Annotated in this window: 12 protein-coding genes; all 12 read left to right on the top strand. The window is 68.8% G+C overall.

Annotation, left to right across the window (positions count from 1 at the left end; genetic code table 11):
- Window positions 1–39: 39 nt before the first annotated feature.
- Window positions 40–717, top strand: coding sequence for an STN domain-containing protein (locus AC27VE_RS08235; protein WP_488703548.1), 678 nt, complete (start codon window positions 40–42; stop codon window positions 715–717).
- Window positions 707–1,276: an RNA polymerase sigma factor gene (locus AC27VE_RS08240; RefSeq protein WP_088590889.1), complete on the top strand. Its 570-nt coding sequence runs from the start codon at window positions 707–709 to the stop codon at window positions 1,274–1,276. Before AC27VE_RS08235 ends, AC27VE_RS08240 begins: the two co-directional genes overlap by 11 nt.
- Window positions 1,267–2,295: a FecR family protein gene (locus tag AC27VE_RS08245; RefSeq protein ID WP_088590890.1), complete on the top strand. Its 1,029-nt coding sequence runs from the start codon at window positions 1,267–1,269 to the stop codon at window positions 2,293–2,295. The genes AC27VE_RS08240 and AC27VE_RS08245 overlap by 10 nt, the downstream gene beginning before the upstream one ends.
- A 111-nt stretch (window positions 2,296–2,406) precedes the next feature.
- Window positions 2,407–14,970: a filamentous hemagglutinin family protein gene (locus tag AC27VE_RS08250; protein WP_488703549.1), complete on the top strand. Its 12,564-nt coding sequence runs from the start codon at window positions 2,407–2,409 to the stop codon at window positions 14,968–14,970.
- Window positions 14,971–15,300: 330 nt separating this feature from the next.
- Window positions 15,301–16,938: a ShlB/FhaC/HecB family hemolysin secretion/activation protein gene (locus AC27VE_RS08255; RefSeq protein ID WP_488703550.1), complete on the top strand. Its 1,638-nt coding sequence runs from the start codon at window positions 15,301–15,303 to the stop codon at window positions 16,936–16,938.
- A 38-nt stretch (window positions 16,939–16,976) separates the two neighbouring features.
- A complete protein-coding gene (locus AC27VE_RS08260; protein WP_488703551.1) occupies window positions 16,977–18,899 on the top strand; it encodes a DUF2341 domain-containing protein in 1,923 nt (640 codons plus the stop codon).
- 9 nt (window positions 18,900–18,908) lie between these two features.
- A complete protein-coding gene (locus tag AC27VE_RS08265) occupies window positions 18,909–19,328 on the top strand; it encodes an ExbD/TolR family protein (protein ID WP_006222018.1) in 420 nt (139 codons plus the stop codon).
- A gap of 17 nt (window positions 19,329–19,345) precedes the next feature.
- A complete protein-coding gene (locus tag AC27VE_RS08270) occupies window positions 19,346–20,059 on the top strand; it encodes a TonB C-terminal domain-containing protein (protein ID WP_006222017.1) in 714 nt (237 codons plus the stop codon).
- 36 nt (window positions 20,060–20,095) lie between these two features.
- Window positions 20,096–21,790, top strand: coding sequence for a putative porin (locus AC27VE_RS08275; protein ID WP_006222016.1), 1,695 nt, complete (start codon window positions 20,096–20,098; stop codon window positions 21,788–21,790).
- 10 nt (window positions 21,791–21,800) lie between these two features.
- Complete coding sequence (locus AC27VE_RS08280; RefSeq protein ID WP_234818412.1) at window positions 21,801–22,493, top strand: DNA repair protein; 693 nt, start codon at window positions 21,801–21,803, stop codon at window positions 22,491–22,493.
- Between the two features lie 44 nt (window positions 22,494–22,537).
- A complete protein-coding gene (locus AC27VE_RS08285; protein ID WP_427956455.1) occupies window positions 22,538–23,035 on the top strand; it encodes a YbjN domain-containing protein in 498 nt (165 codons plus the stop codon).
- A gap of 73 nt (window positions 23,036–23,108) precedes the next feature.
- A partial coding sequence (locus AC27VE_RS08290) for a peptidylprolyl isomerase (RefSeq protein WP_488703552.1) occupies window positions 23,109–24,135 on the top strand: 1,027 nt, incomplete at its 3' end.

Consider the following 24,135-nt stretch of genomic DNA (forward strand, 5'->3'; position numbering starts at 1 on the left):
TGCGGCCATGTCAGGCACTTCCCCATTGCGGTCACGTTCATGAGCGGCGCCTTCAGGGGCTGCGGCACCGCGCTGCGCGCCTGTCTGGCCTTGGGCCTGTTCACGCTGGCGGCCGCGGGCCGCGCGGAGCCGCCGCCCAAGCCCATCGCGTTTGCCATCTCGGCGCAGCCCTTGGCACAGGCGCTGGTCGAATACAGCCTGGCCAGCGGGCTGACGGTGCTGGTGGACAGCACGTTGACGGCCGGCCGGCAGGCTCCTGCGGTGATCGGCAACTACACACCCGGCGATGCCCTGCGCAAGCTGCTGGCGGGGTCGCCCTTGGCGATCCGCTATGCCAGCGCGCAGTCGTTCACGCTGGTTTCCACGGAACAAGAGGCGGCCACCCCGCCGCGGTCTGGCAAGCGCTTGCGCGATACGCCTTACGCGGCTGTGGTCCAGGGAGCCATCAAGCGCGCTTTGTGCAAGGCGGCCGGGACGCAGCCGGGCAGCTATCGGGCCCTGGTGCAATTGTGGTTCGACAAGGCTTGGCGGGTCAGCCGCGTGGGTTGGGTGGCGACGACCGGGTCGCCGGCGCTGGACGGCAGGTTGGAGGCAGCCTTGCGCGGCGTGGTGATCGGCCCGTTGCCTGCCGGCATGCCGCAGCCGCTGACCGTCTTGCTGGAGCCGCGCGGGGCAGCCGAGTGCGCGGCGGTTTCGGGAGCCGGCCGTGCGGGATAGCAAACCGGAAACTTCGCTGCGGTCCTTGTTCCTGGAACGCTACAACGATTTCCGCAATCAGCTCAAGCGGCGCCTGGGTTCGGAAGACCTGGCGCATGACGCCATGCAGGAAGCCTTTCTGAAGGTCAATGACCTGCCCGCCAGTTCGTCGATCCAGCAGCCTGCGGCGTATCTGTTCCGCGTGGCGCTGAATATCGCCGAAGACCAGCGCCGCAGGGACTCCCGGCTGCTGACGGGGGTAGAGATCAGCGAACTGATTCACATCACGGACGAGGCCGCGGACCCCGCGCGCATTGCGCAGGGCCGCAGCCAGGTGGATGCCTTCGAGCGCGCGCTGCGCAAGCTGCCCGAACGCACGCAGCAGATGCTGCTGGCCGCACGCGTGCACGAATTGCCCCACGCGGAAATCGCGCGGCGCTACGGCGTGTCGGAACGCATCGTCTCCAAAGAACTCAAGCGCGCGCTGGAACACTGCGCGCGGGAACTGCTTGTGGCGGGCAAAGGGACGGCGGAAACGTCCGGCCTTGCCGCGGGCGGGGATGAAGAACCATGGCACTGACGATGAGCATGCCCGGAAGCAACCATAACCAAGACGTGGCGGCGCGCGAGGCGCGGGCCTGGCTGCTGACGCTGACGTCCGGGCGGGCAACCGAGGCCGATGCCCAGGCGTTCCGGGAGTGGCTGCGCGCCGACCCGCGGCGTCAGGCGGCCTTTGCCGCGCAAAAGCAGCTGTGGCAGGACCTGGGGCCCGCAGTGCAGGCGGTGGTGGCCGAGGGGGCGCATGACCGGACGCGCAACCGGACACCCAACCGGACACCCAACCGGACACGCAACCGGGCGCGCAACGGAGCGGGCAAGCCGCTGATGACCGGCAGGCGCGCGTTCCTGGGTGGAGCGCTGGCCGCGTCGGCGGCGTATCTGGCTTTCAAGCCGCCGCTGGGCCTGTGGCCCGGCCTGGATACGCTGGGTGCGGATTACCGGACGGCGGCAGGCGAACAGCGGCTCGTGGCGCTGGGCGATGCGCTGGACGTGCAGATGAACACGCTGACCCGCATCAATGTCGCAAGCGGGGGCGACGGCGCAGTGATTGAGCTGGCCGACGGGGAGGCCGAAATCCGCAGCGGGGGGCAGGCCGCCGTCGTGGTGGCGGGCAAAGGCCGGATCACCGCGAAGGACGCGGTGTTCAACGTCCGGTACATCGGGGGCGAGGCGCGCCTGTGCTGCCTGTCGGGTGTGGTGCGCCTGGCGCACGAGCAAGGCGTGTTTGACGTGGTGGCCAACCGTGAACTGCGCTACGACGACAGCCGGGTGATGCCGCCCGTGCAGGTCGATCCGGCTGTCGTGACCGCCTGGCGGCAGGGCTGGCTGGTGTTCAACCAGCAGCCGCTGGCGCAGGTGGTGGACGAGTTGAACCGCTATCGGCGGGGGCGCCTGGTGCTGATGAACGAACAACTGGGCAGGCGGCTGGTGCAGGCGCGCTTTTCGCTGGCGCAGGTGGCGGACGCCGAACGCCTGATCCGTGACGCGTATGGCGCCCACGTGACCCGTTTGCCAGCGGGTGTCGTGCTGCTGTCGTAGGCCTGCGCCGCCCAGGTGCCTTGATGAATTATTTGTGACAGGGTTCTGGTCGGCATTTTTCCATCCGTCTGTCTTGTTCTAGGTGACGAACACGCGCGATTGGAACAAGGGATGGCGATCATGCAGGCACGGATGTCGGAAATGGGCGGTAAGGGAAACAGGGCGCGTACGCCGGGGCGCGGGCGTCCGAACTGGCGTCCGACGCCGCTGTCGCAGGCGGTCACTGCGCTGTTGATCGCGGGTAGCGCCAGCAGCGCGGCGCAGGCGCAAACGCGTGCATTTAGCCCCGGCTGGTTTTCCGACAAGAACGCCGTGCAGTCCACCGCGCAGCGCACGGGCCGCATGCCGGATGGCAGCGTCGCGGGCATCGGCGCGAGCGCGCGCCAGCAGCAACAGTCGCGGCAGCAACTGCAGCGTTCGCTGGACAACTTGAACCGCACCGCCGCAGCGGTGGCCGCGCAGCAGGCCGCCCAGGCCGCGGCGCGTGCCGCCGCGGCGGCTACCGGCGGCGATGTGCCGGACGGCCTGACCGAAGGCGGGCTATGGGCGGCCGAGGGCGGTCTGGCGAAATGGGAAGGCGCGAAAGCCGCCAAGTCCAGCGTGGAGAACGGCCGGCAGGTTGTCACCATCGAGCAGACGCAATCGCGGGCCATCCTGAACTGGGACACCTTCAACGTTGGCCGCAACACCACGGTGCAATTCAAGCAAGGCGTGGACGATGCGGTGCTGAACCGGGTGGTCGGCGCATCGGCCAAGCCCAGCCAGATCCAGGGGGCCATCAAGGCCGACGGCACCGTGATGGTGGTGAACCAGAACGGCGTGATCTTCACTGGCACCAGCCAGGTGAACGCGCGCAACCTGGTGGCAGCGGCTGCCACGATCACGGATGCACAGTTCCGCGACAAGGGGCTTTACGTCGACAACGGCGCGCAACCGACTTTCCAGGACGCGCTGGGCCGTGTCGAGGTGCAGCCGGGCGCCGCCATCCAGACTGCGACGCCGATTTCCTCCACCACTGGCGGCGGCTACGTGCTGCTGCTGGGCAAGGAAGCCGCGAACGCCGGCACGATCAACACGCCGGGCGGTCAGGCGCTGTTGGCGGCCGGCGACAGCTTCGTGATCAAGCGCGGTCAGGGCACATCGGGCAACCTCGTCTCCACGACGAAGGGCAATGAGGTGACGCCCGCGGGTACGCCGGGGCGCGTCGTGAACACCGGTTTGATCCAGGCTGCCACGGGCGACGTGACGTTGACGGGCGGCGACGTGGTGCAGGGCGGCGTGGTGCTGTCGAGCACGTCGGTCGATACGCGCGGCACGGTGCACCTGACCGCGACGGGCGCGGACGGCCGGATCACGGTGGCCGAGAACAGCACCACGGCGATTCTGCTGGACCGCAGCGGCACCCTGGCGCTGGACAGCCAGCGCGACGGCCTGCGCGTGCCGCCGGCGGCGCAAGGCGATTCGCCGTTGTTGGCGGCGGGGGCCGACCGGCGTGAACTGTCGCGGGTGGAGATCAGCAGCTCGGGCACGGTGGATTTCACGGCGGGCTCGATCACGCTGGCCACCGGCGGGCAGATCGCCGTCCAGGCCGCGCAGCGCAGTTTGCTGCGCGATGGTGCGGTGCTGGACGTGTCGGGCGCGGTGGGCGTGCCCGTCGCGATGGAAAACAACAGTCTCAAGATCAACGTGCAGGGCAACGAGCAGCGCGATGCCCCCGTCAACCGGGACAGCGGCAAGCTCAACAACAACGACGTCTGGGTCGATATCCGAGACCTGGTGCTGGTGCCGGCGGGTACGAACGGCTACGCCACGGACCGCTGGTACACGGCCGGCGGCCTGCTGGAGGTGAGCGGCTATCTGGGCACGCAGGGGCATGCCGTCAACGAGTGGATGGCGCAGGGCGGCAACGTCGAATTCAACGGCGGCGACGTGGTGACGCGGGCCGGCTCGCAGATCAACCTGTCGGGCGGCACGCTGGACGTGCAGGACGGCATGGTCCGCCAAAGCTGGCTGCGCGGGGTGGATGGCCGGCTGTACGAGGTGACGCGGGCGCCGGGCGACCTGGCCTATACGGGGCTATACAAGGGGTTTGAGGCCAACAGTGAACGCTGGGGGCAGACGCGCTATTTCTACAACCCGCTGATCGCGCCGCGCGAGCGTTTCGAGACCGGCTACACCGTCGGGCGCGACGCGGGCCGTCTGGTGATCGGCACGCGCAGTGCCGTGCTGGAAGGCGAGCTGATCGGCACGACGTTCCAGGGTGACCGGCAGAACGCGGCGGCGCAGGCCGGCCTGGATGGTTACCAGCAATCGCAGCGCGCGGTGGCGCGCGGCGCCCAACTGGTGGTGGGCACCTATACGCCGTACTACAGCAAGGCCACGGGCGCGCTGCAGTACGCGCTGGGGCGCGGCGACGGCACGGTCGATCCGGTCGTGCTGTCCGACCGGGTGGCGGCAGTTGCCGCCGGTCTGGACCTGGCCACGGCGCTGCCCGAGGAACGCACGGGCATCCTGCACCTGGATACGACGCGGCTTAATGGCTTTGGCCTGGGCGCCGTAAAGATCGCCGCAGGCGACATTGCGGTGCAATCGGACCTGACGGTGGCCCCGGCGGGCGACATCACGCTGTTCGCGAACAACCTGGCGGTGGACGCCGCGCTGACGGCCAACGCCGGCAGCATCCGGCTGGGCAATGTGCTGTTGCAGGCCACGCCCAGCGGCATGGCCGACACGACGGCGGGCGTGGCGAACGCGGGCGGCGGGCTGACCGACGACCGGCTGACGCTGGGCGCGCGGGCGCGCCTGGACACGTCGGGCCTTTGGGCCAACCTGGCGCTGGGGCCGGGGCGGACCGGCGCCATGCCATATCTGAACGGCGGCAGCGTGTCGCTGCGCAGCAGCCTGGATATGGACCTGCAATCCGGCAGCGTGATTGATGTGGGTTCGGGCGCCGCGCTACGCGCCAAGGGCAACGTCACGGGCGGCAAGGGCGGCAACGTGACCGTGGAAGCGGTGGCGGGCGGTACCGCCACCGGCGGCCGGCTGGTGCTGGACGCGGAACTGCGGGGCTACGGTGTTGAGGGCGGCGGTACGCTGGCCGTGACGGCGGGCAAGGTCGTGCTGGGCGCCAAACCGTCTGACGCCGGCGACGACGTGCTGGCGCTGGCGGCGCCGTTGTTTCAGCAGGGGTTCTCGCGCTATGAGATCACCGGAAGCGGCGGCGCCTCGGTGGCCGAGGGCGCGCACATCGACGTGTCGATGCCGGTGTACCGGCCGGTGAGTGATGCGATGGGGCTCGCGACAGGCGCGCCGGCTCGTGCGGCATTGGAAACCTGGCAGCCGCCGGTCTACCTGCACGACCCCGTGGCGGGCACGGTGACGCGCCGCCGCGGCGCCAGCCTGTCACTGCAAAGCGGCCGCAGCCTGTCGCTGCCGGGGGCGGACGCCGAGGCGGCGTTGCTTGTCGGCCGCGGCGCGCAGATCAATGTGGACCCGGGGCAGTCGATCCAACTGCGCGGCGCGGGCCAGATCACGGTGCTGGGCGCGCTGACGGCCGCCGGCGGCAAGATCGATATCCGCCAACTGCGCATGGGTGACATCGATGTGGCGGAGTCCATCGAGACCGCCACGGGCCAGGTGCACAACCGGTCGATCTGGATTGGTGAGCAGGCGGTGCTGAACGTGGCCGGCCGCGCGGAAACCGGCGTGGACGCGCAGGGCCGGCGCTATGGCGTGGCGGACGCGGGTGGCGTCATCGTGATCGGCGGTGAAATCAATCATGACCGCGCCACGGCAACCGCTTCCGACGCCTACGTCATCATCCGGCCGGGCGCGGTGCTGGATGCGTCCGGTTCGACTGCGACCGTGGACGTGAACGGGGTGGGCCCCTTGCAGCTGGACCGCAACGGCGGCCGCATCGCCCTCAGTTCCTACAACGGCCTGTTCCTGGACGGCGCCTTCATCGCGCGGGCCGGCGGCGCAAGCGCCGCGGGCGGCGCTCTGGATATCGCGCTGGAAACGCCGCTGTACCGCGGCGCGGGTGACAACCCGTCCGGCATGGAGGTGCAAGTGCCGCGCGAGCTGGTGCTGGCGGCAGGCAGCGGCAACGCCCTGGCCTCGGACGTGCTGCCGGGCGAGGCGGCCGACGCGCTGCGCTACGGGCAGACCCGGTTGGACGTCGCGCGCCTGTTGGCGGGCGGGGGCTTTGATCAGTTGGGGCTGCTCTCCAATGGATTGATGTCGTTTGACGGCGCGGTGGATATCACGCTGCGCCAAAGCCTGCGGCTGTATGCCGGGGCGTTTTCGCGGGCGCCGGATGCCGACCCGGCAACACGCGTGAACCTGACGGCTTCACAGGTTCGCCTGTCCGGGCCGGGCAAGTACTACGCCACCAACGGCATGATTCGGCCACGCGTGCTGTTTGGCGATGCGCCTTCGGTGGGAGACGGCGTCTTCACGGTGCGCGCCACCGACCTGCTGGAAGTGGGCAACAGCCTGTCGTTCGGCACCCAGGGCAGCATCAACCGCAGCGTGGGTGGCCCCCTGGCGGTGGCGCGGTCGGGCTTTGACCGGGTGACGCTGGAAAGCGGCGGCGACCTGCGCTTCTTGCTGAACAACGACAGCGAACCGCGCACCCGGCTGTGGACGCGAGGCGATCTGGACCTGACCGCCGCGCAGTTGTATCCGGTGACGGGCGCCGAGGCCGAGGTGCTGGCGGGCTATACCCGCAATCCGGTATCCGGCGTCAATGTGTTCGATCCGACCCGCACGCTGCGGGTGGGCCGGTCGGGCGACGCCACCGCGCCGTTGCCAGCCGTGCCGTATTCGGCATTTGGCTCGCTGCGCCTGGCGGCAACCAACGTGGAGCAGGGCGGTGTGGTGCGTGCGCCGCTCGGCGCCATTGTCCTGGGCGACGTGAGTTCGGTGTTGGGCACGCAGCGCCTGACCTTGTTGCCCGGCAGCGTGACCTCGGTCAGCGGCGCGGGGCTGTTGATGCCCTACGGTGGCACGACCGATGGCGTGTCGTACAAGTTCAAGGGCGCGGAAGTCTCGCTGGTGGGCGCCGGCGGCGCTACCGGCTCGGGAAGCGGCGCGTCGTTGCGTACGGGCATCACGCTGGGGTTCCGCGATGTGGACGCGCTGCCGGGATCGGTGCTGGACCTGTCTGGTGGCGGTGAACTGACCGGCGCGGGCTTCGTGTCCGGACGCGGCGGCTCGACCGACGCGCGTTATTCCCCGCTGGTGCGCAACAATCCCAAGGGCGGCTTCACCTTACCCGGGCTGGCGGCCAATCCGGTCTATGCCATTGTGCCGGGTGTGCAGCCAGGCTATGCGCCGGTCGGCGGCGAAGCCGGCGCCTCGGCTCCGGGCCTGGGGCAGAGCATCACGATCGGCGCGGGCGTGCCGGGCTTGCCGGCAGGTACCTATACGCTGATGCCGTCGACTTATGCGTTGTTGCCTGGCGCGTTCCGCGTCGAAATCAATACCGGTGCGACGCCGGGCGCCACCATGGCGCCGGCGCAGATGCGCAATCTGTCGTGGGCGGCCAGCGGCACGCTGTCCACTGCGGGTACGCGGGTGGCCGACAGCCTGGCGACCCCGGTGATCCTGACACCGGCCAACGTGCTGCGCACCTATTCGCAATACAACGAGACCAGCTACGCCAGCTTTGTGCGCGCTGATGCGGCCACGCGGGGCGTGCCGCGCGCGATGCTGCCGGCCGACGGACGCACCTTGCGCCTGGCAATCCATGCCGGTTCGCAGGACGGGCAGGCGTTGCGCTTTGATGGCCTTGCCGATTTCAAGCCCGCAGAAGGCGGCTTTGGCGGCGCGGCGGCGCTTAGCGGCGGCAGTTCGAATGTGGAGATCCTGGCGGCAGGCCAGGCGCCCACGGCGGGTTTTGCGGGCGCGTCGGTGCAGGCCGATGCGCTGGTGGCGCTGGGCGCCAGCCGGTTGGTGATTGGCGCGCTGCCAGTGGTGATGTACGGCCAGGGCGGCCGCTTCTATACCTTCCAGGGCGACGCCAGTGATGTGGTGATGCGCGCCGGCGCACAACTGGCGGCGCCCGAGGTACTGATTTCGGCGCGGACGATCGAGCTTGAAGCGGGTGCCGGCATCTCGACGCTGGGCCGCGGCGCGCCGTCGGTGGATTCCACCGACGGGTACGCGTTCGAACCCGGCAGCAGGGGGGTGTTGGCCGTGTCCAACGGCCGCCTGGATGTCCTGGCGCCCGATGCGCTGGGCACGGGCGCGATCCGCGTCGGCACCTGCGCGGCGCTGCCGTGCCAGGGCGTGACGCGGCTGTATTCCGAAGGCACGATCGCCGCGGCCACCAACGGCACGTTCGACCTGGGCGAACAGGTGCTGTATGGCACCCGCAACCTGACGCTGGCGGTCGGGGCGATCAACGCGGGCACCGCCGATGCGCTGGCACAGGCGGCCGCGCGTGGCGTGCTGCCCAACGGGTTGACGCTGAACCAGAACATCCTCGGCCGTCTGCTGCGTGGCGACACCAGCACCGGCGCCCCGGCGCTGGAGCGGCTGACGCTGACGGCGCGCGAGTCCATGAATTTCTACGGCACGGTCGCGCTGGATACGCGCGACCCGCTCACGGGCAAATACAGCCTGTCCACGCTGTCCCTGGGGACGCCCGCCATCTACGGCTACGGTGCGACCGGTGACGAGGCCAGCATCCGCACCCAGAACCTGATCTGGAACGGCGCCACGCAGGCGCCTGGGGCGGTGGCGGCCGGCGGGGCCGGCACGGGCCACGGTGTGCTGCGCATCGAGGCCGAACGCATCGAGTTCGGCTACGGCCAGGGCGCGCAGCCCAGCGGGTTGGACGATAACGGCCGCTTGGCCCTGGGCTTTGCCAGCGTCAACCTGAACGCCAGCGAACGCATCACGGCCAATCATCGTGGCAGCCTGGCGGTATATGAATCGCAAGGCGCGTATGCCAGCGGCAGCGGCTACGCTTACAGCGGCGGGAATCTCGACCTGAACACGCCGCTGTTGACCGGTTTGGCGGGGTCCGTGAACAAGATCACGGCCGGGGGCGACGTCCGCGTGGCGGCGCTGCCGGGCGCGCAAGCGGCAACCGTGCAGGAACTGGGCGCGGAACTGAGCCTGGCGGGCGCCAATGTGCGCGTGGACGGCGCCATCGTGCTGCCCAGCGGCAAGCTGACGCTGCAAGGCCGCGACAGCGTGGTGCTGAGCGGCACGTCGCAACTGGACGTGGCCGGCCGCGCCATCGCCTTCAACGACGTGTTGCGCTATAGCTGGGGCGGCGACCTGATCCTGGAAAGCAGCCAGGGCGGCATCCGGCAAGAGGCTGGCTCGGTGATCGATCTGTCGGCCCTGGAGAACAACGCGGGCAGCCTGCGGGCCGTGGCGCTGGCGCCAGGTGCAGGCCAGGTGGAGCTGCTGGGCCGCATCCTGGGCGCCAGCTCGGGCCATTACGACGCCGGCGGCACCGCGGTGCCGTATCGCGCGGGCAGCATCGACATCCGCGCGCAGCGGCTGGGGGCGGCGGGCGCCTTGAACGCCGATTTCGACGCGCTGAATCAACGCCTGAACGACGGCGGCGTGCTCGGGGCGCGCAGCTTCCAGATCAAGCAAGGCAGCTTGACAGTCGGCGACACGCTGCGCGCCAACGACGTCAACCTGTCGATCGACGGCGGCAGCCTGACGGTGGCGGGCCGGGTGGACGCCAGCGGCGAGCGGGTAGGCCGCATCCGCCTGGCGGCGCGCGACGGCTTGACGTTGTCGGGGACGTCGGTGCTGGATGCGCACAGTACGGTGCTGCGCGTGGACAGCTACGGCAAGATCATCGACGCACCGAACCGCGCGGTGGTGGAACTGAATTCAGGCCAAGGCGTGCTGACCCTGGCCAGCGGCGCGCGTATCGACCTGCGCCACGGTACAGCCGCCGCGGGGCAGCTCGACGGCGTGCAACGCGGCACGCTGGAATTGCTGGCGCCGCGCATCGATGCTTCCGGAAACTCGGAAATCAACGGCGGCGGGGTACCGGGGTCCGCCGCCCGCTATGGCGACATCGCCATCGAGGCGCGCGGCCCGCTTGCGATCGACGGCGCCAAGTCGATCACGCTGACCGCCATGCAGCGCTATGACGATGCCGAGGTGGGCAATCCGGGTGACCGGACCAACGGCCGCGATTACCAGATCATCAATCAGGCCTACCTGCAAGCCAAGCACGACGACAGCACCGCCTTCATGGACGGAGCGGTGGTCAATGGCAACCTGATCAACGGCAAGCTGGCGGGCCTGAACAACGCCACTTATCGTGACGTTTTCCATCTGCGTCCGGGCGTGGAAATTGTCAGCAAGACCGCCGACGGCGATCTGGTGGTGCAGGGCGACCTGGACCTGTCGCGCTACCGCTACGCAGGCGTGAACCCGCGCACGCCGTTGACGGGGGTATACGGCTCGGGCGAGGCCGGCGCGCTGATCCTGCGCGCCAAGGGCAACCTGGATGTCTACGGCAGCATCAACGACGGCTTCGCGCCGCCGGCCGCCACGCCGGACGACGAGCACGGCTGGGTGCTGACGCCCGGCGTGCAGCCGTTTGGCGGCGACGTGGTGTTGCCGCGCGGCGGCGTCACGCTTGCGGACGGCACCGAGTTCCCCGGCGGCAAGACGCTGAACTATCCCTTGCCCCTGAAGGCCGTGAAACTGGCGGCGGGCACCCGTTTGCCGGTGGAGGCCGCGCTCGACCAGGAGCTGTCCCTGGCCAGCGGCACGGTGCTGTCCGGCGACGTGCGTGATGCGTCCGGCCAACTGCTGTACGGCGCTGGCACGGTGCTGAGCCAGGCGGTGGACCTGCCCGCCGGCACGCGCCTCGGGGCGGGCACGCTGCTGGCCGGCGGCACGTCGCTGCAGTCGTTCACTTGGCCCGCGAACGTGGCCCTGCCCAATCTGTACACGACGCAAGGCTATGAGCCGAACGTGCTGCTGATGGAAGGCACCATTACGCTCAAGCAAGGCGCGTTCATTCCGTCGCAGACCAAGCTGGTATTCCCGGCTGGCACCGACTATGTGGACCTGCGGCCCGGCACGTCCGCAGACCAGCGGCGCAATTGGGCCGTGGCCCAGATGCTGCCCGCGGGCAGCCAGTCGTGGTCGGTGCAATTGGTAGCCGGCGCCGACCTGGACGCGGCCGATCCGCGCCGGGTGCTGACCGGGCCGACCGCCGGCAAGTTGACGCTGGCGGACACGCATTACAACGCCAGTCTGGTTCAGGGCGGCGGGTGGGTCTGGGGGCCGGACGCCGAGCAGTCAGGCTTCGAGCCCGGTACGCCGGTGCCGGACGATATGGCCTGGTTGTGCGACGTGATCGAAGGATTCTGCGAGCGCGGGGACGCCAACGGGGTGTCGGTGACGCCGCATACCCAGAATTTCAGCGTGCTGCGCACCGGCACCGGCGATCTGGACCTGAACGCGGGGGGCGATATCAGCCTGATGTCGGCCTATGGCGTGTACACCGCCGGTACGCAGTCGGCGAACATTGCGTCCGCCTACCAATTGCCGCGCGGCCGCTTCGGCGCCACGGTGCTGGGCGACGACCATGCGGCGACCTATGAACCGTTTGTGACGGCAGGCAGCGGCTACCAGGCCTGGTATCCCGAAGCCGGCGGCAACCTCAGCCTGTACGCAGGCGGCGCATTGCGCGGCGACGCGTGGGGCCTGACCGCGCAAAGCACGTACGACGCCCGCAGGGTGGATGCCAGCGTGGGCGTTGGCAATTGGCTATGGCGCCAGGGGACGGGCAGCGCAAACGGGGGCGATACGCCAACCGCATGGTGGATCAACTTTGGCAGCTACACCCAGGCACCGTCGGATTTCAAGGACAACACGCCGTTGCTGGTGGGCTTTACCGGCTTTGGCGCGCTGGGCGGCGGCAATGTCAGCGTGCGCACCGACGGCGATGCCGGCAACATCGAGGCGCGCGGTTCGCGTAGCAACCCGCGCAGCCAGGGACTGGTCGTGGCGGTGGGCAGCACCGGCCGCATTGCGGCCGACGGCGGCATGACGTTGACCGGTGGCGGCGATATCGACCTGCGCATCGGCGGGGCGCTCAACCCCACGCAGAATGCCCGAGGCGGCGTGTCGTCGACCTCCGGGCCTACGCCGTACTACGGTGATCCCGCCATCGACATGCAAGGCGCGCTGATCAACCTGCGCGGCAGTGTGCAGTTCGCGGGCGGCGCGATCGGTGGACTGGATCTGCGCTATGGCAGCCAGCCAGCCCTGCGCGACGCCAAGGACAGCCGAGGCTACGATCCTTATGAATCCTCGCTGGCCAGCGCCACCGGCGGCTTGGCGCTGATTCCGGGCGATGCGGTGATTCGGGTGGACACACGTGGCGACCTGGTAGTGGGCGGCGCCAGCGATCCCGGCCGTGTCGCGTTGCAGAACAGCACGCCGTTCCGGTTGCGCGACGGCACGCAGATCGATGGCGGCGGCTACAGCTGGTTTTCGATGTGGACGGCCAACACCGCCATTGAACTGTCCAGCGCGGGCGGTAATCTGACGCCCAGCCGGCAGACGTCGCACAGCGCCCAGGGCCTGGCGCTGCAGACCGGCCGCAACACGTCCGCGTCGGATGCGCGTTATCTGTACCCCTCGATCCTGCGCGCCACCGCGTATGACGGCAGCATCTACGCGGGCGTCTCGGCGGGTTACCTGAACGCCGAGGACGGCGGCCTGCCGTATTCGCTGACGCTAGCGCCCGGCGCGCGCGGCCAGCTCGAGCTGCTGGCGGGCAATTCGATCTATGCGGGCGGCTACGCCATCAACCGTTCGGGGGCCGATCCGGCCAGCGTGGCCAATGTGCTGGCGCCGGCGTTCGCGGGCTATACCTCGCAGGCCACCAGTGCCGTCACCTTGAGCAACCAGGGTGCCAACGGCATCACCGGCGCCCGTAACACGCACTTCCCGTTGTTCTACTTCGATGCGCCCACGGCCAGCGCGGCCGGGTCAGGCCAGGTCACGCGCCTGTATGCCCGCGACGGCGACATCGTGGGGCTGCGCAGCGGTGAAACGCTGGCGATCATCGCGGGCCCCAACCTGGGGCAGACCTGGTACGAGGCCGCGGGCCCGGTATGGATGATGGCTGGACGCGACATCGTGGCCTCCGGCACCGATAACGGCGCGCAGTTGAACGTGCCGACGACCAACGGCTACTACTTTGCCGCGGGCGTGGCCTCGGCTACCTCGTCCGGCAATCTGTTCCTGCACGGCGATGCGCTGGATGTGTCGCGGGTGTCGGCGGGCCGTGACATTCTCTACAGTTCCTTCCAGGTGGCCGGCCCCGGCGCGCTGGAAGTCACCGCCGGCCGCCATGTGCTGATGGGCGACCGGGCGTCGATCAACAGCCTGGGCGCAGTGCTGCCCGGCGACCATCGCCCCGGCGCATCGATCGCCGTGCAGGCGGGCGTGGGCGCCAAGGGACCGGACTACGCGGGCTTCCTGGCGCGGTATCTGGACCCGACCAACGCGGCGGACCCGAGCCGTCCGCTGGTGGACCAGGGCCTGGCTTTCAAGACGTACGAGGCGGAACTGCTGCTGTGGTTGACGCAGCGCTATGGCTTTGCCGGCAGCACGGACGACGCGCGCGCTTACTTCGCCGCCTTGCCGGCGGCGCAGCAGCGAATCTTCGCCCGCCAGGTGTATTTCGCCGAACTGCGGTCGGGCGGCCGGGAATACAACGACAAGGCCAGTCCGCGCAGCGGCAGCTACCTGCGGGGCCGCCAGGCGATCGCCGCGTTGTTCCCGGAGACGGCGCCGGGCGCGTATCAAGGCGACATCACGCTGTATGGCGCATCGGGCATCCGCAGCGCCTTCGGCGGCGATATCCAGTTGATGACGCCGGGCGGGCAGCAGGTGTTCGGCGTGGAGGGCGTCGCGCCGCCGGCATCCGCGGGCATCATCACGCAGGGCGAGGGCAGCATCCAGCTGTATGCGCTGGGCAGCATCCTGCTGGGCCAAAGCCGCGTCATGACCACGTTTGGCGGCGGCATCACGGCGTGGTCGGCGCAGGGCGACATCAACGCGGGCCGCGGTTCCAAGACGACGGTGCTGTACACGCCGCCCAAGCGTGTCTACGACGCGTTCGGCAACGTGACCTTGTCGCCCAACGCCCCCAGCACGGGCGCGGGCATCGCGACGCTGGCGCCGCTGCCGGAGGTGCCGGCGGGCGACGTGGATCTGTATGCGCCGTTGGGCACCATCGATGCGGGCGAAGCCGGCATCCGCGTGTCGGGCAACGTGAACATCGCGGCCTTGCAGGTGGTGAACGCGGCCAACATCCAGGCGCAGGGCGACAGCGCGGGCGTGCCGGTCGCGGCGTCCGTCAACACCGGCGCGCTGTCCTCGGCCAGCGCGGCGGCTACCTCGGCGGTCAATGCGGCGCAGGACTCCGCGCAGCGCGCACAAAGCCAGGCGCGCCAGAACCAGCCATCGGTGATCAACGTGCAGATCCTGGGATACGGCGACGAACCCGTGGCCGGCGCCGCCCCGGCGCCACAAGGCAGCCCGTCGGCGTCTGCGCCCGCGTATGACGCTGCCAGCGCCGTGCAGGTGCTGGGCGCTGGGCCGCTCAATGCCAGCGAGACCGGCGCCTTGCGTGAGGAGGAACGGCGCAAGCTGACGATGTGACGGTGTGCCGGCTAGCCGCCGGCGGTCATCGCAATGTCATGCAGCGGCCAGTATTCACTGGCCGCTTTTTTTTTGCGCTTTGCATGCCAGCGCCGTCATCTTGCCCGGCCAGAATTCCTGCCGGGCGGCCCCCGCCGCGGCCGCTCCGATTCTTTTTCATGAAGTTTTTCTTACAACGCGCGGTCTTGGGTGTCCCAGTACGTCTAGTAACAAGCAGAAGCTGTGGACGCGGGATAGCAGGCAAAAACCGTAACGGGATTGTCGCGAAGCGCACGGCACGGCAGCGGCCGGTACCAACCGGTTTTCACACAAGGAACCGAGTGCATCGCTATGCATGATTTCGAAAGTAGGGGCAGCGCGTTGCGCGCCATATTGCGCCGCGCGCCGCAAGCCTTCGTTCTGACGGCCGCCATCCACGCGGCGTGGGCGCAAGCAGCGCCGGCGCCCGAAGCGGCCCCGGCCGCGGCCGCCGACGCGCGCCGCGTCAACATCAACGAGTACATCGTGCGTGGCAACACCGTGCTTGAAGCCCGCGACATCGAACGCGCCGTCTATCCCTACCTGGGGCCGGACCGCACGCTGGCCGACATCGAGTCCGCGCGCGAAGCCTTGCAGGCCATCTACCAGGAACGCGGCTACCAGTCGGTGTATGTGGACCTGCCCGAACAGCAAGTGGCCGACGGCATCGTGTTCCTGCAAGTGTCCGAGACCAAGGTCGGACGCGTGCGGGTGGTGGGCGCGCAGCACTATTCCCCGCTGGCAATCCGCGACGAGGTGCCGGCATTGCAGGAAGGCCAGGTGCCCAACTTCAACCGCGCACAGGCCGAGCTGACCAGCCTGAACAAGGGCGCCAGCCGCCAGGTCGTGCCGCTGGTGAAGGAAGGCCGCATGCCGGGCACGATGGACGTGGACTTGAAAGTCGAAGACAAGAGCCCTTGGCACGCCAGCGTGGGCCTGAACAACGACTACAGCGCCGACACCACGCGCCTGCGCAGCACGGCGTCGCTGGGCTACGACAACCTGTGGCAGCTGGGGCACTCCGTCAGCCTGACCTTCTTCACCGCGCCGCAGGAAACCGACAACGCCAAGGTCTGGTCGGGCTCGTATTCCATGCCGCTCTCCAGCCGTTGGGGCCTGCAGTTCTCGGGCTACAAGAGCGACAGCAACGTCGCCACCATCGGCGGCACCAACGTGCTGGGCAAGGGCTACTCCTTCGGCCTGTCCGCCATCTACACGATGGAACCGCAAGGCGACTGGAGCAATTCGCTGTCCATCGGCCTGGACTACAAGAAGTTCGACGAGTCCACGCGCTTCGGCGCCAATGAAGACCAGGTTCCGATCAAGTACCTGCCGTTCACGCTGGCCTACAACGGCTACCGCTATTCCGAGTCGTCGCAAAGCAGCCTGGGCCTGTCCGTGGTGGGCGCCAGCGGTTCCTTCTTCAATCAAGGCAGCGGCTGGAAGGAATTCGACGACAAGCGCTATCGGGCCAGCCCCAGCTTCGCCTTGCTGCGCGGCGACGGCACGCACACGCAGAACCTGTTCGGCGACTGGCAACTGGGCCTGCGCGGGTCGTTCCAATTGGCCTCGGGCGCCCTGGTGTCCAACGAACAGTTCTCGGCCGGCGGCGCGACCAGCGTGCGCGGCTACCTTGCTGCCGAGCGCACCGGTGACGACGGCCTGCTGGGCTCGGTCGAATGGCGCACGCCGTCGCTCGCCCGTTGGCTGGGCGCCAACGTCAACGAATGGCGCTTCTACGCCTTTGCCGACGCCGCCACCTTGCGCCTGCGCGACCCCATGCCTGAACAGGACGCGAGCTATTCGCTTGCCAGCGTCGGCCTAGGCACCCGCCTGCAAGTGCTGGATTGGCTGTCCGGCTCGCTGGACTGGGGTTATCCGCTCAAGGACGGCCCCAACACCCGCAAACACGATCCTCGCCTGAACTTCAGCGTACGCGCCAGCTTCTGAGCGCACGCGATTACCGCATTCTTCCCGGAGTCTTGACCATGCAACGCTTATTGATGCTCCTACTGACCGTGCTGGCCGGCGTATTGCCGTCCGCCGCCCAAGCCTGGTGGCAGCCCGACTGGCAGTACCGCAAGCAAATCACCGTCGACAGCACCGCGCAGGGCATGCCGTTGGGCGGCTCGGCCGGCCGCACGCCGCTGCTGGTGCGCCTGCACACCGGCAACTTCACCTTTGACGGCATCAACGAGAAGGGCGCCGACATCCGCTTCGTGGCGGCCGACGACCAGACCGTGCTGAACCACCAGCTGGAATCCTTCGACCCCTTGCTGGGCATGGCGCTGGTGTGGGTGGACGTGCCTGAAGTGGCCGACGGCCAGCGCCAGGACATCTGGATGTACTACGGCAACCAGAAGGCGCCGGCCTCGGCCAATGGGCAACTGACGTTCGACCCCAACTACACGCTGGTCTACCACTTCGACGGCGCGGCCGGCGCGCCGCCGCGCGACACCACCGCCTACAGCAACCACGGGCAGACGCCGACGGGCGCCGCCGTGGATGGCGTCATCGGTCGTGCCGCGCAGTTCACGGGCGCCGCGCCGCTGATGCTGCCCGCCAGCCCGTCGCTGGCCATTCCCGCCGCGGGCGCCTTCACGTTCAGCGCCTGGGTCCGTGCCGATCAACCGGCTGGCGAACAACTGATCTACGCCCGCCGCGACGCCGGCAACGCCTTGCTGATCGGTATCAACCAGGGCGTGCCCTTCGTGGAAGTGAACGGCCAGCGCAGCCAGCCCGGCCAGCCGCTGACGCCCGCCGCCTGGCAGCACCTGGCCGTGACGGCCGACGGCAGCCAGGTCCACCTGTACGTGAACGGCCGCGCGACCGCGTCGCTGGCTGCCAGCTTGCCGCCGCTTGGCACGACCGCCGCCCTGGGTGGCGATGTGCCCAAGCCGGCCGCGCCGGTCGCCCCTGCCGCCGCGCCGGCTGCGGACGGCTCGGTGCCGGAGCAAGCCGCACCCGTTGCCGCCCCGCATCCGGTCTACGCGCCGTTCGTGGGCGCCATCGACGAAGTGCGCCTGTCCAAGGTGGCGCGTCCCGCGGCGCTGATCTACGCCGACGCCAGCTCGCAGGGCGCGGAATCGCGTCTGGTCGCCTACGGCGCCGACGAAGAGCAGTCGGGCTTCGGCTTCGGCGGCCTGGGCTTCCTGCTCAAGGCGGTGCCGATCGACGCTTGGATCATCATCGGCGTGCTGGTGCTGATGATGGTGCAGTCCTGGATCATCATGATCAAGAAGAGCCGCAACGTGGCCCGCCTGGCGCGCGCCAATGAAGCTTTCCGGGAGTCCTTCGCCAATGTCGGCAAGCGCCTGGAAATGCTGGCCGACGACGCCGGCTTGGCCCAACGCCTGGAGCACGCCTCCTTGTGGCGTCTGTACCGCGTGGCCGTCAACGAGATCCGCACGCGCCGCGCGCAGGGCGCCGACACGACGTCGATCTCGGCCGCCACCATCGAGGCCATCCGCGCGTCGATGGACGCCGTGCGCACCAAGGAAAACCAGGCGCTGGGCGCCAAGCTGGGCTCGCTGTCCAACGCCATCGCCGGCGGCCCGTACATCGGCCTGCTGGGCACGGTGCTGGGCATCATGGTGGTGTTCCTGGGAACGGCCATGGCCGGCGACGTGAACATCAACGCCATCGCCCCCGGCATGGCCGCGGCCTTGCTGGCCACCGCGATGGGCCTGTTCGTCGCGATCCCCGCGCTGTTTGGCTACAACCGCCTGGTCTCGCGCAACAAGGAAGTCAGCGCCGACATGCGCGTGTTCGTCGATGAATTCGTGACGCGCCTGGCCGAAGTGCACGGCGAGACGCAGGCACAGGAAGCCGCCCACCACCCCGCAATGCGTGCGCCGGCGGCCAGCCGCCCGGCCGCGCGCGATGCGCAACCCGCACCCGCCGAGGCATAAGGAGCATCCATGGCTTCCGTATCCGCATCCCAGGACGATGACGACGACGCGCCCGTGGACGGCATCAACATCACGCCGCTGGTCGACGTGCTGATGGTCGTGCTGGTCATGTTCATCCTGACCGCTACCGCGCAGATCGCCGGCATCAAGGTCAACCTGCCCAAGGCCAGCTCCACCATGGCCTTGTCGCAGCCCAAGACCAAGGCGATTTCCGTCAACGATGCCGGCCAGGTTTTCCTGGACGCCTATCCGGTCACCTTGCCCGAGCTGGAAGACCGGCTGCGCACGGAGAAAGCGCTGAACCCCGACTTCCCGGTGATTGTGCGCGGCGACGCCGCCGTGCAGTACCAGAAGGTCGTGGAAGTGCTGGATCTGCTGCGCCGCCTGGAACTTGCCCAGGTCGGCCTGGTTACCGGCAAGCCGCAATAGGGGCCGGGACCAACGTCATGCCGCAACACGCATCCGATTCCTCGCGCGTCCCGCATCCGGCGCGCCGCTGGCTGAAGCTGGCGGCCGTGGCGGTGGCCGCGGCGGTGGCGGCCTACGCGCTATGGCGCTGGGCCAACGACATGTCCGGCGTCCGGCGCGATGCGCCCAAGGTCACGGCCATCATCCCGTTGCCGCCGCCCCCGCCGCCGCCGCCCGAGCCCGAGAAGCCGCCGGAGCCCGAGCAGCCCAAGGAAGAACCCGTGGCCACGCCCGAACCCGAGCCGCAGCCCACCCCCGAACCGCCCAAGCCGCAGGACGAAGCGCCGCCGCGCCCGGCCGACGACCTGGCCAACCCGATGCAGATCGACGGCGATGCGCAGGCCGGCAGCGACGCGTTCAACATCGGCGCGGGGCAGGGCAAGGGCATGGCGGGCGGCGGCGGTGGCCGCGCTGGCAACGCTACTTATAGCCAGTACCTCGCCTACGCGCTGCAGAAGATCCTGCGTGAAGACGAGCGCACCCGCAATCTGACCTTCCGCCTGCAAGCCAACATCTGGCTCACGGCATCCGGCCAGATCACCCGGGTGGAACTGACCCGCGGCAGCGGCGACGCCGACGTCGACGCGCGCGTGGTCGCCGCCTTGCGTGCCGTGCCGGGCCTGGACGAGCGCCCGCCGGCCTCGGCCAACATGCCCATCCGCGCGTCGCTGACCGGCCGCCGGCCGTCTTGAAATCCCGAACAGACCTGATCCCGGAGTGACTACAGAATGAAGTTCGAACTGAATCGGCTGGCGGCATCGCTGGCGCTGGCCGCGGCGAGTGCCGCCGCGCTGCCGGCCCATAGCGCCCCCGCGCCGTCCGAGAACGCCACCATCAACCTGATCCGCCTGCTGGTGCAGCAAGGCGTGCTCAAGCCCGAACAGGCCGACGCGCTGGTCGCGCAGGCCGAAGCCGAAGCCAAGACCGCGCGCCAGGCCACCCCCGACCGCGGCGCGGCCGTGGCCCAAGCCGGCGACGTGCGCGTGCCCTACATCCCGCAGACCGTGCGCGACCAGATCCGCGACGAGGTCAAGGCCGAAGTCATGGTGCAGGCCAAGGAAGAGAACTGGGCGCAGCCCAATACCTTCCCCGACTGGGTGTCGCGCATCACGGTGGAAGGCGACGTGCGCGTGCGCGATGAGTCGCGCTTCTACAACGGCGGCAACAGCAACGAAATCACCGATTTCGCCAAGCTCAACGCCAAGGGCCCGTACGACGTCAACCCCAACACCAACGGCGGGTACCCGCCGATGCTGAATACGCGCGAAGACCGTCGCAACCAACTGCGCATCCGTGCGCGCCTGGGCGTGCGCGCCGAACTCTCGGAAGCATGGACGGCCGGCATCCGGCTGGCCACGGGCAGCGACGACAGCCCGGTGTCCACCTCCCAGACCTTGGGCGGCGGCATGGGCAAGAAGGACATCTGGCTGGACCAGGCCTACCTGACGTACCGCCCCGCCAAGTGGGCTACCGTCACGGGCGGGCGCATCGCCAACCCCTTCGAATCGACCGACACGCTGTTCTCGAACGATCTGAACTTCGACGGGGTCGCCGCCATCTTCAAGCACCCCCTGGAAGGCCGCGACGTGACCTTGTTCGGCACGCTGGGCGCCTTCGCCACCGAATACGCGAACAACGGCTGGAACTCGTCGTCGCTGAGCGAGGGCAGCACCGAGAACAAATGGCTGCTGGGCGCGCAGGTCGGCGCCGACTGGAAGATCAACAACCAGAACAGCCTGCGCGGCGCGCTGGCCTACTACCACTTCGACAACATCGCGGGCAAGCGCTCCAGCTCCTGCTCGCCTTGGGCGGGCGATGAGAACTGCGACACCGACTGGTCGCGCCCGGCGTTCATGCAGAAGGGCAATACGCTCTTCCTGCTGCGCAACATCGCGCCCAATCCGCTCAACCCGGCCGACACGCCGCAGCCGCAGTACGTGGGCCTGGCGTCCAAGTTCGACTTGCTGGACCTGAACCTGCGTTGGGACACGCGCGTGTTCGACGGCCTGGGCTTGCGCTTGAACGGCAACTACATCCGCAACCTGGCCTACAGCAAGAGCAAGATGGCCAGCCGCTCGCAGGGCTACATCGTCAACAACTTCGGCGAGAACGGCGACATCGAAAGCGGCCCCAACGCCTGGATGCTGCAAGCCACGCTGGGCCGGTCGTATGACCTGAAGGAAAAGGGCGATTGGCTGGCCTTTGTTGGCTACAAGTACATCCAGCCGGATGCGCTGCCCGACGCGTTCAACGATTCGTCGTTCCACCAGGGCGGCACGAATGCGCGCGGCTACTACATCGGCGCGGGCTACGCCTTCGAGAAGAACGTCTACGGCGTCTTCCGTTGGATGAGCACCAAGGAGATCTACGGCGCGCCCTTGGCCATCGACACAATGCAGTTCGAAATCAACGCCAGGTTCTGAGGCCATGGACATGCACATCGTATGGGATGAAACCCGCCATTCGCCCGCGGCGGGTCGCGGCCGGCGGTTCGCCGCCGCCGTGGCCCTGTGCGCGGCCGGGCTGAGCCTGGCCGGCGGCGCGCAGGCCGAAAGCATGGAAGAGCGCCTGCGCGCCCAGTTGCGCAGCACCACGCAGCAGCTGCAGCAATTGCAAAGCGAGCAGGCGCAGGTCAATGCGGCGAAAGCCGCGGCCGAAGCGCAGCGCGACGCCGCGCAAAAGGAACTGGAGTCGCTGCGCGGGCAACTGGCCAAGAGCCGCGGGCAGGCCGAGAAGCTGGCCGAGCAGCAGGGCGCAGTGATGGAAAGCGCCCAGGCGCAAATCGCGGCCAGTCATGCGCAGTTGGGCAAGTTCAAGGGCGCGTACGACGAGCTCTTGACGCTGACGCGCGCCAAGGAAGCGGAACGCCAGACGCTGGCCCGCAACCTGGCGCAGCGCGACGAGGAGGTCAAGGTTTGCGTGGCCAAGAACCGCGACATGTACGAGGCGGGCAAGGAAATCCTCACCGCCTATGAACGCATCAGCACCGGCGACATCCTGGCGCTCAAGCAACCTTTCGCGGGCAAGGCGCGCGTCAAGTTCGAAGAGCAGGCGCAGGCGTATGGCGACAAGCTGTACGACGCGCAGGTGCCGCGGAGTCAAGCTGCTGCAACGTCCAACCCGTAGTCTGTCCCCCGATTGCCATTTTTCTTTATCCAGGAAATACCGAAATGACCGAAACCAGCCTGATTCTCGACGTGAACGCCGAACGCCTGCAGGCGCTGCTGCAATCCCTGGGCTACCGCGTGACCCTGTCCGAACAGAACGGCATGGTCCAGTTGCTGAGCGCCAGCCAGGGCGTGGGCTTTGCCGCCCGCCTGGGCAATCCGGCCCAGCAGGAAGGCCACTATCTGGACTACACGCTGAGCTGCGCGCTGCGCGTGCAAGGCGAGCTGCCGGCCGGCCTGGCCGACCGCTGGAACGTGGAAAAGCGCTTTGCCCGCCTGTCGGTGCAGGGTGTGTTCCTGGTGCTGGAGCTGGACGTGATCGTGGCCGGCGGCGTGTCGGAGAACTATCTGCGCGCCACCACCGAACTGTGGGATCGCCTGCTGCAGGAATTCCTGCTGTTCCTGCGTGCCAATGCGTCGGCCCAGGATGTTGCTGACGCCCCCGCCGAAGCGCCGCAGGACACCGAGGCCGAGACGGCCGAAACGACGGTTGCCGCGTAACGCGCCCCCCGCAGCGCGCCGCCGGATGTATGCGCGTCCGGCGGCGCGCTGATGCCATACAGAGGTTTCCATCATGACCAAGTCCCTGAGCGCTTCCAACCGGCTGCGCCTGACTGCCGCGGTGCTGTTCATTGCCGTGCTGGCCGGCGCCATCGCGCTGATGCGTGGCAAAGACGCCCAAAGCAGCGAGGCCGCGCCGCCCAAGGCGGTGGCGTCCGCCACCCCGTCCGCAGTGGCGTCGGCCAGCGCACCTGCCGCCGCGCCCGTCAGCCGGCCGCCCGCGATCGCTACGCTGGGCGCGGTCCAGGTTGATCGCGACGAACTGCTGCGCCAATTGCAGGCGATGCCGCCGCAGGCGCGCGAGCAGTTGAAGGAAAACCGGACGGGCCTGGACCAATGGCTGCGCGCCCGCCTGGCCGAAAAGGCGTTGGTCGAGCAGGCTCGTGCGCAAGGTTGGCAGGACAAGCCGGAGCTCAAGCGCGCGTTCCAGGCGGCGCAGGAAAGGATCGTGCTGCAAAGCTATCTGGAATCGGTCAGCCGGGCGCCGGACGACTATCCGGCCCAGGCCGATCTGCAAGCCGCGTATGAGCGGGCCAAGCCGCAGTTGGCGGTGCCGGCGCAATACCGGGTCAGCCAGATCTTCCTGCCCGCCGCGCTGGGCGATGCCGACGCGGTCACTGCGGCACGCAAGCAGGCGCAGGACCTCGTCAAGCGGGCCCAGGCGCCCAAGGCCGATTTCGCGGCGCTGGCGCAGAGCTACTCGCGCGATGACACGTCGCGCGCACAGGGCGGCGACATCGGTTTCGTGCCGTTGGCGCAGTTGATGCCTGAGATGCGACCGGTGATCGAGCAGATGAAAGAGGGCGAGGTGTCGGCGCCGGTGCAGTCGGCGGCAGGGTTTCACATCCTGAAGCTGTCCGCTTTGCGGCCGGCCAGCGTCACGCCGTTCGATCAGGTGAAAGTAGAGCTGCGCGCCGCGCTGCGCTCCCAACGTCAGGAACTGGCCGCGCGGGCCTATCTGGAGGGCTTGTTGAATGCCGGTACCGTCAGCATCGATGGCGCGGCCCTCAATGCCGCGTTTGAACAAACCGCGGCCGCCC

This window comes from Achromobacter sp. 18P8.1.1 (assembly GCF_057799415.1).

What these genes read in the sequence shown, in the direction of transcription:
- AC27VE_RS08235 (WP_488703548.1), top strand. Translation starts at nt 40, where the DNA reads ATGAGCGGCGCCTTCAGGGGCTGCGGCACCGCGCTGCGCGCCTGTCTG.
- AC27VE_RS08245 (WP_088590890.1), top strand. Translation starts at nt 1,267, where the DNA reads ATGGCACTGACGATGAGCATGCCCGGAAGCAACCATAACCAAGACGTG.
- AC27VE_RS08250 (WP_488703549.1), top strand. Translation starts at nt 2,407, where the DNA reads ATGGCGATCATGCAGGCACGGATGTCGGAAATGGGCGGTAAGGGAAAC.
- AC27VE_RS08255 (WP_488703550.1), top strand. Translation starts at nt 15,301, where the DNA reads ATGCATGATTTCGAAAGTAGGGGCAGCGCGTTGCGCGCCATATTGCGC.
- AC27VE_RS08260 (WP_488703551.1), top strand. Translation starts at nt 16,977, where the DNA reads ATGCAACGCTTATTGATGCTCCTACTGACCGTGCTGGCCGGCGTATTG.
- AC27VE_RS08265 (WP_006222018.1), top strand. Translation starts at nt 18,909, where the DNA reads ATGGCTTCCGTATCCGCATCCCAGGACGATGACGACGACGCGCCCGTG.
- AC27VE_RS08270 (WP_006222017.1), top strand. Translation starts at nt 19,346, where the DNA reads ATGCCGCAACACGCATCCGATTCCTCGCGCGTCCCGCATCCGGCGCGC.
- AC27VE_RS08275 (WP_006222016.1), top strand. Translation starts at nt 20,096, where the DNA reads ATGAAGTTCGAACTGAATCGGCTGGCGGCATCGCTGGCGCTGGCCGCG.
- AC27VE_RS08280 (WP_234818412.1), top strand. Translation starts at nt 21,801, where the DNA reads ATGCACATCGTATGGGATGAAACCCGCCATTCGCCCGCGGCGGGTCGC.
- AC27VE_RS08285 (WP_427956455.1), top strand. Translation starts at nt 22,538, where the DNA reads ATGACCGAAACCAGCCTGATTCTCGACGTGAACGCCGAACGCCTGCAG.